Source organism: Streptomyces sp. NPDC093544 (assembly GCF_040683495.1).
Lineage (GTDB): Bacteria > Actinomycetota > Actinomycetes > Streptomycetales > Streptomycetaceae > Streptomyces.
The window spans coordinates 254,402-267,908 of sequence record NZ_JBFBEA010000006.1 but is presented as its reverse complement, the minus strand read 5'-3'; the positions used below and the strand labels follow the sequence as shown (position 1 = coordinate 267,908).

Annotated in this window: 11 protein-coding genes; 2 read left to right on the top strand and 9 right to left on the bottom strand. The window is 71.5% G+C overall.

Features of this window, described 5'->3' with window-relative positions:
* Positions 1 to 224: 224 nt before the first annotated feature.
* On the top strand, positions 225 to 839 hold the full coding sequence (locus AB0N66_RS11220; RefSeq protein WP_365431465.1) for a TetR/AcrR family transcriptional regulator C-terminal ligand-binding domain-containing protein: 615 nt from the start codon (positions 225 to 227) through the stop codon (positions 837 to 839).
* Between the two features lie 179 nt (positions 840 to 1,018).
* On the opposite strand, the gene AB0N66_RS11215 is transcribed toward AB0N66_RS11220, so the two are convergent.
* From AB0N66_RS11215 to AB0N66_RS11205, 3 genes are read right to left on the bottom strand one after another with little or no spacing between them, the layout of a single operon-like run.
* Entirely contained in the window at positions 1,019 to 1,996 is a 978-nt protein-coding gene (locus tag AB0N66_RS11215) for a DUF2510 domain-containing protein (protein WP_365431462.1), read from the bottom strand.
* A 55-nt stretch (positions 1,997 to 2,051) separates the two neighbouring features.
* Positions 2,052 to 3,206, bottom strand: a complete 1,155-nt coding sequence (locus AB0N66_RS11210) for an anhydro-N-acetylmuramic acid kinase (RefSeq protein WP_365431459.1) — start codon at positions 3,204 to 3,206, stop codon at positions 2,052 to 2,054.
* A 4-nt stretch (positions 3,207 to 3,210) separates the two neighbouring features.
* Positions 3,211 to 4,506 carry an MFS transporter gene (locus tag AB0N66_RS11205; RefSeq protein ID WP_365431456.1) on the bottom strand — a complete coding sequence of 432 codons (1,296 nt, stop codon included), beginning with the start codon at positions 4,504 to 4,506 and terminating at the stop codon, positions 3,211 to 3,213.
* A gap of 259 nt (positions 4,507 to 4,765) precedes the next feature.
* Here AB0N66_RS11205 and AB0N66_RS11200 point away from each other — a divergent pair, with 259 nt between their 5' ends.
* Positions 4,766 to 7,435, top strand: coding sequence for an AAA family ATPase (locus AB0N66_RS11200; protein ID WP_365431453.1), 2,670 nt, complete (start codon positions 4,766 to 4,768; stop codon positions 7,433 to 7,435).
* A 120-nt stretch (positions 7,436 to 7,555) separates the two neighbouring features.
* Here AB0N66_RS11200 and AB0N66_RS11195 read toward each other — a convergent pair whose 3' ends face one another.
* From AB0N66_RS11195 to AB0N66_RS11170, 6 genes are all read right to left on the bottom strand, one after another.
* Positions 7,556 to 8,350, bottom strand: coding sequence for an SDR family NAD(P)-dependent oxidoreductase (locus AB0N66_RS11195; protein WP_365431450.1), 795 nt, complete (start codon positions 8,348 to 8,350; stop codon positions 7,556 to 7,558).
* A 115-nt stretch (positions 8,351 to 8,465) separates the two neighbouring features.
* Complete coding sequence (gene pcaD, locus AB0N66_RS11190) at positions 8,466 to 9,614, bottom strand: 3-oxoadipate enol-lactonase (protein WP_365431447.1); 1,149 nt, start codon at positions 9,612 to 9,614, stop codon at positions 8,466 to 8,468.
* Positions 9,611 to 10,960 carry a 3-carboxy-cis,cis-muconate cycloisomerase gene (pcaB, locus tag AB0N66_RS11185; protein ID WP_365431440.1) on the bottom strand — a complete coding sequence of 450 codons (1,350 nt, stop codon included), beginning with the start codon at positions 10,958 to 10,960 and terminating at the stop codon, positions 9,611 to 9,613. The genes pcaD and pcaB overlap by 4 nt, the downstream gene beginning before the upstream one ends.
* The gene (pcaG, locus tag AB0N66_RS11180) at positions 10,957 to 11,520 is read right to left on the bottom strand and encodes a protocatechuate 3,4-dioxygenase subunit alpha (protein WP_365431437.1); all 564 of its coding nucleotides are present in this window, start codon (positions 11,518 to 11,520) and stop codon (positions 10,957 to 10,959) included. The genes pcaB and pcaG overlap by 4 nt, the downstream gene beginning before the upstream one ends.
* 2 nt (positions 11,521 to 11,522) lie before the next feature.
* Positions 11,523 to 12,293: a protocatechuate 3,4-dioxygenase subunit beta gene (gene pcaH / locus AB0N66_RS11175; RefSeq protein ID WP_365431433.1), complete on the bottom strand. Its 771-nt coding sequence runs from the start codon at positions 12,291 to 12,293 to the stop codon at positions 11,523 to 11,525.
* Positions 12,294 to 12,303: 10 nt separating this feature from the next.
* The gene (locus AB0N66_RS11170) at positions 12,304 to 13,506 is read right to left on the bottom strand and encodes an acetyl-CoA C-acyltransferase (RefSeq protein WP_365431758.1); all 1,203 of its coding nucleotides are present in this window, start codon (positions 13,504 to 13,506) and stop codon (positions 12,304 to 12,306) included.
* Between the last annotated feature and the right edge of the window lies 1 nt (position 13,507).

The window sequence follows — 13,507 nt, the reverse complement described above, 5'->3', positions numbered from 1 at the left end:
GGGGTGGTGCGTGATGAGCCCAGGACAAGGTCCACTTCATGCCGGTCCACTTGAGGTTCGCTCGAAACGGAGTGGGTCCTGTCCAAGACTCATCGATACGCCAGTGTACCGATACGAGAGTGTACCGATACGCTTGCGTTCCGGTACAGTGGCGTATCGATTAGACTGTGTGAGACGGACCACCGAAACCCACCGTGTCGAACCGACCGAGTGAGGAGAAGAGCATGACGTCGCAGGCCGCGGACGGACCGGAGACGGTCGTCGCCTCGCGCCGCTCCAAGATCACGCCTGAGCGTGAGCAGGAGTTCTACGACGCTGTGATCGACCAGCTCCGTGAATGCGGCTATGACGCGTTCACCATGGAGGGCGTGGCGGCGAGCACCCGCTGCAGCAAGTCCACGCTCTACCGGCAGTGGAAGACGAAGCCCCAATTCGTGGCGGCGGCGCTGCGCGCCAACCGCTGCCCTCGGTTCCTGGGTATCGACACCGGCTCACTCGCCGAGGATCTGCGCGAGGCGGCGAGCGCCGCGGGCGAGTGGTCGGGCCAGGACACGCGGCTGATCCAGGCGCTCGGCCACACCATGATGGCGGACGAGGAGCTCCAGCGGGCGTTGCGCGAAGCGCTCGTCGAACCCGAGGTCGCCGCGCTGAAGGAGATGATCCAGCGCGCGGTCGACCGAGGTGAGATCGCCGCCGATCACCCCGCGCTGGAGTTCATTCCGGCCCAGGTCATCGGCGTGATGAGGGTCCGTCCCGTATTGGACGGACAGTACGCGGATGCGGCGTATCTCACACAATTCGTGGAGGCCGTCGTGATTCCGGCCCTGGGCCTGACCTAAGACTCAGGCCGCCGTCCGAGGGGATGACCGGACGTCGGCCTGCGCGCGCCGCACCGTGGGGACGGGGGCGGCGCGAACCCCCGGCCGGGTGGGGTTCCCCTTGAGCGGAGGGGCACCCCACCCGGCCGAACTTTTCCTGTTCCGTGTCCGGCGCGATCCGCCGGACATGCGGTACGGCCCTACACGCCCTGCCCGCTGCCGGTCCCGGACGACACCTTGATGCCCTTCGTGATCGTGTCGATCACGTCCTGCTTCTCACTGACGTCGACGCCGAAGCGGATCACGACGAGCTGTTCGGCATTGGCCGGGGAGGGGAAGGCGAGCGACTCGACATAGCCGTCCTCGCCCTTGCTGGTGACGGCCTTCCAGCGGACCAGGTAGCCCTTCTGCCCGGCCACGGTGACCGCCTTGGAGGCGAGTACCTCGTGCGAGGTGATCTCGCCGTAGGACTTGCCGCCGTAGGACTCCTCGGCGTTCTTGGAGATGTCCTCCTTCGCCGCCGCCTCGGCCGTGGTGGCCTTCAGCTCCAGCGCCACCGCCGGGGCCGAGTACAACCCGCCGGCCGTGCAGGTCGCCGTGGTGTCGCCGGGGCACTTGTAGGAGTCGTCCGAGGTCACCGCGGCGCCCACCGTGATGCTGGAGCCGGTCCAGCCGTCGGGCACCGGGATGCTGATGCCGTTGATCGGGTCGGTGGCGAAACCGTCCTCGGTCTGCGGCGGAAGGGACTGCCCCGGATCGGGGGTCTGGCCGCCGGAACCGCCCGAGCCGCCACGACCGCCGGGACCACCACTGGGACCGCCGCTGGGAGCACCGGACGGACCGCCCTGGAGCCCGCCGGGACCTTGGGAGTTGGCGGTGCTGTCGCTGCCGCTGTCGTTCTTCGTCAGCGCGTACACCCCACCCCCGATGCCCGCGAGGACCGCGATCGCCACGGCGACGGCTATGCCCGTGCGCAACCCGCGCCGGGGCGCACCCGGCGGATAGGCCGGATACGGTCCGGCGGCCGGCGGCTGCGCGGGGGGACCCCATGCGGCGGCCGACCCGACGGGCCGGGTCTGGTCCGTCCATGTCTTACCGTCCCACCAGCGCTCGGCGGCGGGACTGTCATCTGTCTGCCCGGGGTCGGGATACCAGCCGGGAGGAGTCTCCTGCGTCATGGTGCCCACCGTATGAGGCCTGAGTGAAAGACGGATGAGAGGGGCCGGGGAAGGTTCATTTCAGGACCAGCTGAAGAGGTGACCGGACCGCTCGCGGCGGCAGTCGCAGGCCGTCGCGCCCCGGTGTGATGGACCCGAGCACGCTGGGATGCCGGGCCCCGGTGCTCGCCGGGTCGGTGCCCGCGAGTCCGTGCAGGGTCAGAAACCCGAGCACGGCGAAGGCGTACGCCTCCTTGGCGGCCGAGGGCAGGCCCAGCGCGTCGGAGGTGCACAGCGTGACGCCGGGGAGTTCGGCGCCGAGCATCGCCATGAGTACGGGGTTACGGGTGCCGCCGCCGGAGGCGATCACCTCGGTGGCTCGCACCGTGCGCGCGGCATCGGCGACGGTGCGGGCGGTGAGCGCCGTGAGTGTCGCGATGACGTCCTCGGCGGTCAGTGTCCCGAAACCCGTCAGCGCGTCGCGCAGATAGCCGAGGTGGAACAGCTCCTTGCCGGTCGTCTTGGGCGCGGGCAGCCCGTAGTAGGGCTCGGCGAGCAGGCGCCGCAGCAGCGGGCCGTGGACGGTGCCGCGGGCGGCGAGGGCGCCGTCCACGTCGTGGTCGAGGCGGCCACCGCTGAAGCCCCGCGCCGCCGCGTCGAGGAGCGCGCACGCGGGCCCCGTGTCGAAGGCGGTGCCGTCCGGCGCGGTGAGGTTGGCGATGCCGCCGAGGTTCAGTGCAACCGGTGTCCCCGGCCTGCCGCGCAGCCACAGCAGGTCGAACAGGCTGACCAGGGGTGCGCCCTGCCCGCCGGCGGCGATGTCACGAGGCCGGAAATCGGCGACCACGGGCAGCCCCGTCGCCTCGGCGATCCAGGCCGGCTGTCCGAGTTGGAGGGTCCCGTGCACCCGCCCGTCCGCCACCCAGTGGTAGACGGTCTGGCCGTGCGAGGCGACCAACTCGGCTCCTGCGTCGCACAGTTCGCGGTCTGCGCGGACGGCCGCCGCCGCGAAGGCCTGCCCGATCCGGGTGTCCAGGCGGCACACCTCGGCCAGATCGGTCGCGGCCGGAGGGAGCGCCGCCGCCAGTGCGTCGCGCAGCTCGGGGGCGTACGGCTCACTGACGAACCCGAGAGGTCGCAGTACGAGGCTGTCCTCGTCGAGGGTCAGCTCGGCGGCCGCCGCGTCGATGGCGTCGTACGACGTGCCGGACATCAGGCCGATCACCCGCACCCTCTCAACTCCCTTGCTTCTGCTGCCCTTTGGGGAGTGTGGACAGTGCCAGGACGCTGACGGCACAGGTCGCCGCCGCGTAGTACCCGGGAATGTCCACGTTCCCCGTCCGTTTGATCGTCTCGGTGATGATGAGCCCCGCGCAGCCCGAGAACACCGCATTGGACAGGGCGTAGGCGAGTCCCAGGCCTGTGTAGCGGACGCTCGTCGGGAACATCTCGGAGAGCATCGCCGGTCCGGGCCCGGCCATCAGCCCGACCACGGCACCCGCCAGGAACACGGCGACACCCTTCATGGCGTTCGAAGTCCCGCTGTCCTGAATGACGTTGAGCAGCGGGATCGCCGTCACGGTGACCAGGACGGCCCCTGTGAGCATCACCGGGCGCCGTCCGATCCGGTCGCTGAGCAGGCCCGCCGGGATGATCGTGGCCGCGAATCCGAGGTTGGCGACAACGGTGGCGAGCAGCGCCTGCTGGAAGGTGGCGTTCAAGGTGCTCTGGAGATACGAGGGGAGTACGACGAGGAAGGTGTAACCGGCCGCCGCCCAGCCCATGACGCGTCCGGCGCCGAGCGCGATTGCCCGGGCCAACTCCCGTACTGGTGGGCGCTCTTGCAGTCGCTCCCGCGCGAAGGCCGGTGTCTCGTCCAGCCGCAGACGCAGCCACAGCGCGCCGAGGCCGAGCGGCAGCGTCAGCAGGAAGGGGAGCCGCCAGCCCCAGTCGCCCAGCTGCTGTGCGCTGAGCACCGTGGCCAGCAGCGCCGCGACCCCCGCGCCGACCAGCAGCCCCAGCGCCACCGTGAAGGACTGCCAGGACCCGTACAGCCCACGCCTGCCCGGCGGCGCGAACTCCGTCATCACCGATACCGCGCCCCCGAACTCCCCGCCCGCGGACAGCCCTTGGAGCACCCGGAGAAAGGTGAGCAGCCAGGGAGCGAGGGCGCCGACAGTGGCGTATGTGGGCAGCAGGCCGATCAGAGTCGTCGCGGCCGTCATCAGGACGATCACCAGGATCAGCACCGGACGGCGCCCGATCCGGTCGCCGAGCCGTCCGAACAGCGCGGCGCCGACGGGCCGGAAGAAGAACGCGAGTGCGAAGGACGCATACGTCTTCACCAGAGCCTCGACCTCGCTGCCGCCCTCCGGTGTGAAGAAGCGCGCCGCGATGATCGTCGCGAAATAGCCGTAGACCCCGAACTCGTACCACTCGATGAAATTCCCCACGGAGCCCGCGAACAGGGCTCTGCGGGACTGCCCGGGCGGAGAGGCGCGCAGGTCGGAGTCGTGCGCGGGGGCGCTCATGCCGGTTCCTCCCGGGGCGCGCCGGGGTCGGGTGGCCCCGGCCGGCGGTGGGGACTGATGTTGGAAAGTTAGTTTCAGTTCGTGGGTGGTTGACTGTCAATAACTTTCACCCGGGCTGGTCGGAGCATCGGCGCGTCGTCTGCGGAACCCCGCCGTCACTCGTCTCGGCAACAGCTGCCCGGACCCGCCGACATGGCGGCTTCGAGAGGGCTACGCTCGTTGCCTGTACGTCGTTTGGGCGACCTGGGGAGGTAGCGGGATGACGGAGGCACGGCCAGGAGTGGCCGCCTCGGCTCCCCTGTGGGAGCGCGACGAGGAAGTCGCCACGCTCGAACAAGCGATCGGCGCCCTGCGTGCGGACTCCGCCACGTCGGGAAGCCTGCTGGTGGTCAGCGGTGACGCAGGGCTGGGCAAGACCGCGCTCCTCGCCGAGGCGCGCCGGATCGCGGAGAGCGCCGGCTGTGCGGTGTGGTCGGCGCGCGGCGGCGAGACGGTCACGTCCGTCCCCTTCAATGTCGTACGGCAGCTCCTGCAGCCGGCGCTGGTGTCGTTATTGCCCGAGGAGGCGCGCGAATACCTGGGCGACTGGTACGACATCGCGGGACCCGCGCTCGGCATAGCGGAACCGGGCGACCGGCAGCCCGACCCGCAGGGCGTCTGCGACGGCCTGGTCGCGGCCGTGCGACGGCTGGCCAAGCGCGAGTGGCCGCTCGTCCTCCTCATCGACGACGCGCACTGGGCCGACCAGGAGACCCTGCGCTGGCTGGCCGCGTTCGCGGAGCGCCTCGAAGACCTGTCCGTCCTCATCGTGGTGGCCCGCCGCCCGGGCGGCGTGAGTGGAGTGAGCGCCGGTCACCTCGACACCATCGCCGCCGCGGCCCGCCCGATCGCCAGCCTGAGCGCGCTGACCCCGTCGGCGTCCGAAGGGCTGACCCGTGCCACGGTCGGCGAGCACGCCGACGCCCCGTTCTGCCGCGAGGTGTGGGCGGTCACCGGCGGCAACCCGTACGAGACCGTCGAGTTGCTCGCCAAGGTCCAGGACAGCGGGCTCGATCCGGTAGAGGGGTCGGCCGCCGAACTGCGCGCCCTGAACCGCTCGGCCCGCGGCCGCGGACTCGTCGCCCGCCTCGAAGGACTCGGCATCGACGCCACGCGGTTCGCCTGGGCGGCAGCGATCCTCGGCACCGGAATCTCCCTCGACCTCGCCGCCCACCTCGCCGGAATGCCGGCCGATGAGGCGGTGCGCTGCGCCGAACTGCTCGGCGTCGCCCGCATCCTGACCAGGACCGCGCCCGTGAACGGCCGGGTGACCGAAGGCGACCTGGAGTTCGTGCACCCGCTCATCGCCAGCGCGGTCTACCGCTCGATCCCGGACGCCCTGCGCACCGCGATGCACGGCCAGGCCGCGTGGGCGGTCACCGACTCCGGGCGGGGCGCCGCGGCCGCCTCCCGACACCTCCTCGAAGTGCACCCCGACGAGGACCCCGAACTCGTCGAGCAGATGCGCGAGGCCGCCCGCGAACACCTCGCCGTCGGCGCGCCCGACGCGGCCAGGCGCTGTCTGGAGCGCGCACTGGCCGAACCCCCGCTCCCCGACGTCCACGCGCGCGTGCTCTACGAACTGGGCTGCGCCACGCTCCTGACCGCGCCCGCCAGGACGATCGGCCATCTTCGGGCCGCGCTCGACAGGCCCGGCCTCCAGGGCGACCTCCGGGTGGACGCGGTCTTCCGCCTCTCCCAGGCACTCGTCCACAACGACCAGCTGGAAGAGGCTGTTCGCACCGTCGACACGGAGGCCGCACGGCTCGATCAAGGCCCTGCCCGGATGCGGCTCCAGGCCGTGCACTACATGTGGGAGGGCATCCACGCCGGCGAGGACCAGGCCTCGGGACGCTCCAGCGGTCTCACCGAGCTCACCAGAACCTGCACAGGCCGCGACAACTCCGAGCGCGCTCTGCTCATACTGCGCGGCTTCGACGCGATGACCCGTGGCGAGAACGCCGAGGAGGTCGCGGAACTCTGCGACCGCGCCCTCGTCAACGGCCGCCTCGCACCGGGACTGGGCTGGACCGACACCGAATGGGGCGTCGAACTCCTCCTGATGCTGGGCAGCGCGTACGCCTACGCCGACCGGCTCGACCGCGCCGAGAGCCTGTTCAGCGAGGCCCTGCACGCCTACATGAAGGCCGGCTGGAGCGGCGGCCACCTCGCCCTTGCCAACGCCTACCTCGGCCTCGCGCACCGCAGAAGGGGTCGTCTGACCGACGCGGAGACCTACCAGCGCGAGTCACTGCGCCTCGCCGAACGGGTCGGGCGCGGGCTGCCCCTGTACTGGTCCGCGACCTGCGGGCTCATCGACACGCTGCTCGCCCGCGGCCACGTCCTGGAGGCGGAGGAGATCGCCGAGGAGTACGGCTTCGTACCGCCGTACCCGTCCACCATCGTCCTCCCCGACACCCGCTCCGTACGCGGCCGTCTGCTGCTCGCCGCCGGCCGTACGAAGGAAGGCATCAACGAACTGGAGGCAGCCGAGAAGGCCGCCGCCCTGCGCGGTCACCACAACACGGTGCTCGCTCCCTGGGCGGTCGACCTCGCTCGCGCTCTCGCCACGGAGGACCCGGCGCGCGCCGCGGCGCTGGCCGCCGACGCCCGCCGCCAAGCCGAGCGCTTCGGCACGGACACGGCCATCGGTGAGGCCCTGCGCTGTGCGGCGGCGCTGGAATCCGGCCAGCGCGCGGTACGACTCGCCGCCCAGGCGGTCGCCTATCTGGAGGCCTCGCCCTGCCAGTACGAGCACGCGGCGGCCCGCGTCGAGTACGGCATCGTCGCCCGGTCGGTGTCCGAGCTCAACAAGGGCCTGACGCTGGCCCGTTCGTGCGGCGCGGACGGAGTGGTGGCACAGGCGGAGCGGGCACTGGCCGGCTTCTAGGCCGGCCAGGCGCGGGGGCTCCGGCTATCCGGCGGGCAACTGCGAGGTGGTCGCCTCCAACGGGCGTGCAGCCGACAGGTGGTCGCCTCCAACTGGCGTGCCGCCGATAGGTTGTCGTCTCTAACCGGCGAGCAACCGCTCGGTGGTCGCCTCCAGCCGCTTCCAGACCTCGCGGTCGTACGTCTCCCTGTGCGCCCGCGAGGGACTTGTACCGTCGAAGTAGCCGCCCGTGCCCAACTCCGTTGTTGCCAGGGCGAGTACACCGGCAGCTCCGTCGGCGACGCTGGACCACGGCTCGACGCCGCCCTCGCGGACCATCGCCGTGTCCATGTAGGTCGCGGGGTGCAGCACGTTCACCGAGATGCCGGTGCCCGCGAGCTCCTCGGCCAGCGCGAACGTATGCGCCGCGAGGGCGAACTTGCTGCGCCAGTACGCCGATCGGCCGCTGTAGCCCCGGGTGAGCTCGGGGTCGTCGAAGTCCAGGGGCTCCTGGCCGGCCGAGCCGACGTTGACGATCCGGGACGGGGCGCTCGCACGGAGCACGGGAAGCAGCGCGCGGGTGAGCACGACCGGGGCCAAGTAGTTCACGGCGAGACGTAGTTCATGCCCGTCGCGGCTCACCTCGCGGCCCGAACCGGGGGAACCGAAGCCCACCCCGGCGTTGTTGACCAGGATGTCGAGGCGGGGATGCGCTGCGGCGACCTCCGCGCCGAGCCTCCGTACCTCGTCCAGCGAGGCCAGGTCGGCGACGAACCCGTGCGCCGCACCGCCCTCCGCCCTCAGCTCCGCGACAAGCTGCTCTGTACGTGCGCGGTCACGCCCGTTCGCCAGGACGACGTATCCGGAGCGGACCAGCTCGAAGGCGACGTACCGACCGAGGCCGGAGGTGGCACCGGTGATCAGGACAGTGGGCACAGGGGCTCCGTTCACGGGGGGATCTCCGTCCAGCGTAAGCACGGGCGGGCGCTGCTACCTGGTGCTGTTGTCACTACGCTCGGCAGGGTTACCGTGCCGGACCGGCCGCCCGGGCTCAGGCCCCCGCCCCGTCCTCCTCCGCCAGCACCCGCTGGGCCACCGCGAACGCCGAGTTGGCCGCCGGGACCCCGCAGTACACGGCGGTCTGGAGCAGCACCGCGCCGATCTCCTCGGGGCTGAGCCCGTTGCGCCGGGCCGCGCGGACGTGCATCGCGAGTTCGTCGTAGTGGCCGTGGGCCACCAGCGCGGTGAGCGTGATCATGCTGCGCTCACGGCGGGAGAGTGTCGGATCCGTCCAGATCTCGCCCCAGGCGTAGCGGGAGATGAAGTCCTGGAAGCGGGCGGTGAAGGGGGTCTGGCCGGCCTGTGCGCGGTCCACGTGGGTGTCGCCGAGCACCTGGCGGCGTACCTCCATACCGCGCGGCGCGTACCCGTCGAAGTGCCCGCGCAGCGCGGCGAGCACGGCCTCCGGGCGCTCGGCAGGCGCCAGGTGCGAGGCACCGGCGATCTCGGTGAGCGTGGCGCCGGGCACCGCGTCCGCGATCTCCCGCAGATGCGCCGGCGGCGTCGCCGGATCCTCGCGACCCGCGATCAGCAGGGTCGGCGCGCTGATGGACGAGAGCCGGTCGCGGATGTCGAACGCCGCGAGCGCGTCGCAGCAGGCGGCGTACGCTCCCGGGTCGGCGGTGCGGTGGTCCTCGACCAGCTCCGGCACGGTGAAACCGGGCGTGAACCAACGGGAGTTGGCGGTGTCGGCGAGCGCGGCGAGGCCCTCGCGGCGTACGGCCTCCGCACGCTCCTCCCACGGCTTGGAGCCGTTGAAGTGGGCCGAGGAGCAGACGACGGCCAGCGACGACACCCGCTCCGGGTGGTACACGGCCAGCTGCAGACCCACCGCACCGCCCAACGAGACGCCCGCGTAGGCGAATTGGTCGATGCCGAGCGAGTCGGCGAGGGCCAGCACCAGTCCGGCCAGGTCGGCGACGGTCGCGCCGGGCCCGATCAGGTCCGCCGGGGAGCCGCCGTGGCCCGGCAGGTCCCAGCGGATCACCCGATGCGTCACGGACAGCTCGGGGGCGACCTTGTCCCACAGCGCGCTCGACGTGCCGAGCGAGGGCCCGAGAAGCAGCGGGGGAGCGGTGACCGGCCCTTCGGCGCGGTGGTGCGGCAGCTTGCCGTCAGAGAGGGTCGGCTGGGTGGTCAACGTCGCTCCAGGGCACGGTCGGTGAGGGCTCCCGCAGAGCCCGTGTATCGGGTGGGGTCGGTGAGGTCCACGAGGTCGAGATCCTTGAGGTCCGGCTCCTCGCCGAGCAGATCGAGAAGAGGCCGGTTCTCGGTGACCGCCCGTTTCGCTGCCGCCGTCAGCAACTCCTTCGCGCGGGCCCGCCCGAGCACCGGAGCGAGCGAGGCGGCCAGCCGCTCGGAGACGATCAACCCGTGTGTGAGGCCGAGGTGTTCACGCATCACCTCGGTGTGCACCCGCAGCCCCTCGGTCAGTTCCGCGGCATCGCGCGCCGCCCCGCCGACGAGCCTGAGCAGTTCCCGCAACGGTTCCCATTCGGCATGCCAGGCCCCGGCCGGGCGCTCGTCCTCGGCGGCCATGGCCCCGTACAGCGTGGCCGCGAGCTGCGGTGCGCGCCGGGCGGCGGCCGCGACGAGGGTGGCCCGTACGGGGTTGGCCTTGTGCGGCATCGCGGACGACCCGCCACCGCTGCCTTCGGCGACCTCCGCGATCTCGGTACGGCCGAGGGTGAGCACGTCGACCGCGGTCTTGCCCAGCGCTCCCGCCGTGAAGGCCAGCGCTCCGGCCAGGTCACCGATCGGCGTCCGGAGGGTGTGCCAGGGCAACACGGGCCCGGCGAGGCCGAGTTCACGCGCGTACGCCGCCATCAGGGCCTCAGTGTCCACCGCGACAGCCTGGGTGTCCGCCGCGCCGAACGCGGTGAACGCCGCCAACGTCCCCGCCGCACCGCCCAGTTGAGCGGGCAGCGAGCCCCGTACGGCAAAAACCCGGTCCCTGGCGTCAAGAACCAGCGACCGCCATCCCGCCGCCTTCAGCCCGAAGGTCGTCGGCACCGCGTGCTGCGTCAGCGTCCGGCCCGGCATCACCGTGTCCCGGTGCTCCGCCGCGAGCCGGGCCATCGCCCGTTCCGTACGGTCCAGATCCCCCAGGACCAGATCCAGCGTGCGTGCGGCGACCAGCATGGTGGCCGAGTCCATGATGTCCTGGCTCGTCGCACCCCGGTGGACGTACGCCCCGTACTCCTCGCCGACCGCCTTCGTCAGGTCCGCGACCAGCGGGATCACCGGATTGCCGCCGTCACGGGCGCGCAGCGCGATCGACCGTACGTCGAAGCCGGAGACCTCGGCCGCGGCATCCACGGCGGTGGCCGCCTCCGCCGGAGCCAGCCCCAGGGACGCCTGGGCGCGGGTCAGGGCGACCTCCGCGTCGAGCAGTGCCCGCAGATACGCGGTGTCGCTCGTCGCGGCGGAGGCCGGGGAGCCCGCCCACCCGGGGGCGAGCAGGGCTTCGGAATCACCGAATGTCACTGGAACTCCAGGAAGACCGTTTCGCCTTCGCCCTGAAGGCGGATGTCGAAACGGTACGTCCGGTTCGTGCCCGCGGCCGCGATCAGCGTGGCGCGCCGGCCGGCCGGGAGAGCGTCGAGCAGCGGGTCGGCGCCGTCGGCGAGGTACGCGCGGGTGAAGAGGTGGTTCGTCAGGCCACGCGCGAACACGCACACGCTGATGTACGGCTGCCCGGCGTTGCCCGGCGGCAGCGTCCGCAGCTCGTAGTGTCCGTCGGCGTCGGTGGGGACCCGCCCGAAGCCCGTGAAGTCGGTGCCGTTGCGGCCGAGGAAACCGCCCGTGGACGGGTCCCGACGCATCGAACCGGGGGCGCCTTTCAGAGAGCCGTCGGGCGCCGCCTGCCAGAAGTCCAGCATGGCGTCGGGGATCGCCTTGCCCGCGCCGTCGAGCACGTACCCGTGCAGGGTGATCGCGTCTGGGTGGCCCTGGGGCACGACCTGCCCGCCTTCGGGGAAGGGGAGCGCGTAGCCGTAGAAGGGGCCGATGGTGTGGGACGGGGTGGGGAGCAACTGCTCGGTCATGTTCAACGGCCTTCCTCGATCCAGGTGGCGGAGGGACCGTCGAGGACGATGTCCCATTCGTAGCCGAGCGAGAACTCGGGCGCGGAGAGATCGTGGTTGTAGGTGGCGATCAGACGGTTGCGCGCCGCCGAGTCGGTCACGGAGTTCAGGATCGGGTCGTACGGGAACAGCGGGTCGCTCGGGAAGTACATCTGGGTCACCAGCCGCTGGGTGAACGCCGTACCGAAGACCGAGAAGTGGATGTGGGCGGGCCGCCACGCGTTGGTGTGGTTGCCCCAGGGGTAGGGGCCCGGCTTGATCGTGGTGAACGAGTACCGTCCCTGATCGTCCGTCAGGGTCCGCCCCACGCCGGTGAAGTTGGGGTCGAGCGGCGCCGGGTGCAGCTCGCGCAGATGGGCGTAGCGGCCGGCGGCGTTGGCCTGCCAGACCTCGACGAGCTGGCCGCGTACGGGACGGCCCTCGCGGTCGAGCAGCCGGCCCGAGACGGTCATGCGCTCGCCGATGGGCTCGCCCCGGTGGTGGCGGGTGAGGTCGTTGTCGATCTCGGTGATGTCGGTGACGCCGAAGACCGGACCCGACAGCTCGACCGTCTCCGGGTCACCGCCGCTCACGGCGACCAGCGGCTGCTTGGGGTGACGCAGCACCGAGCTGCGGTACGGGGCGTAGTCGCGTTGCGCGTGGTGCAGGACCGGGGCGCCGCCGGCGACCGCCTTGTCGTACGCGTCCTGGCGGTCCTTGATCTCGACGTCGATGTCCGACTGGGTGAGAGCCATGACCCGTTTCCTATCGTTCGAGGACGAGGGCGAGGCCCTGGCCCACGCCGATGCAGAGGGTGGCGACGCCAACTCCGCTGCCCTTATGTGCAAGTTGGTGGGCGACCGTGCCGGCGAGGCGGGCTCCGGAGGCGCCGAGGGGGTGGCCGATGGCGATGGCACCGCCCCGCGGGTTGAGGATCGCCGGGTCGAACTCGGGCCATTCGGCCACACAGCCGAGCACCTGCGCGGCGAAGGCCTCGTTCAGCTCCAGAGTTGACAGGTCGTCAAATGTCTTGCCCGCCTTGGCGAGTGCACGGTTGACGGCCTCGACGGGGGCCAGTCCGAAATACTGCGGTTCGATCGCGGAGACGCCGGTCGCCGTCACGCGGGCGAGGGGCTCGCGGCCAGTGGCCTTCAGGCCCTCCTCGTCGACGAGAAGCAGGGCTGCGGCCCCGTCGTTGAGCGGGGAGGCGTTGCCCGCCGTCACCGTGCCGTTCTCGGTGCGGAAGGACGGCTTGAGCTTGGCCATGGCATCGAGGGATGCCGACGCGCGGACGGATTCGTCGGCGGCGAAGACGACCGGCTCGCCCTTGCGCCGGGGGATGGACACGGGAGCGATCTCGGCGTCGAACAGGCCGTCCGCCTGCGCCCGCGCGGCCTTCTGGTGGCTGGCGAGCGCGAACTCGTCCTGCTGCTCACGCGTGATCTTGTGCTTGTCGGCGATGAGTTCGGCCGACTCGCCGAGCGGGATCGTCCACTGCGGGTCCATCCGCGGATTGACCATGCGCCAGCCGAGCGTGGTGGAGTACAGCTCGGCATGCCCGGCGGGGAAGGGCTTGTCGCTCTTGGGCAGGACGTAGGGGGCGCGGGTCATCGACTCGACGCCGCCGGCCAGGGCGATGGAGGCGTCGCCGACCGCGATGGCCCGCGCGGCCTGGATGACGGCTTCGAGCCCGGAGGCACAGAGCCGGTTGACCGTCACACCGGGCACGGAGGTGGGCAGTCCCGCCAGCAGCGCGGCCATCCGGCCGACGTTGCGGTTCTCCTCACCGGCGCCGTTGGCGTTGCCGAAGTAGACGTCATCGATCCCGGCGGGGTCCAAGTCCGGTGTACGGGCGAGGAGTTCACGGATGGCGTGCGCGGCCAGATCGTCCGGACGCACGGACGCGAGCGAACCGCTGTACTTGCCGATCGGGGTCCGTACGGCATCGACGATGTACACGTCGCGCAGG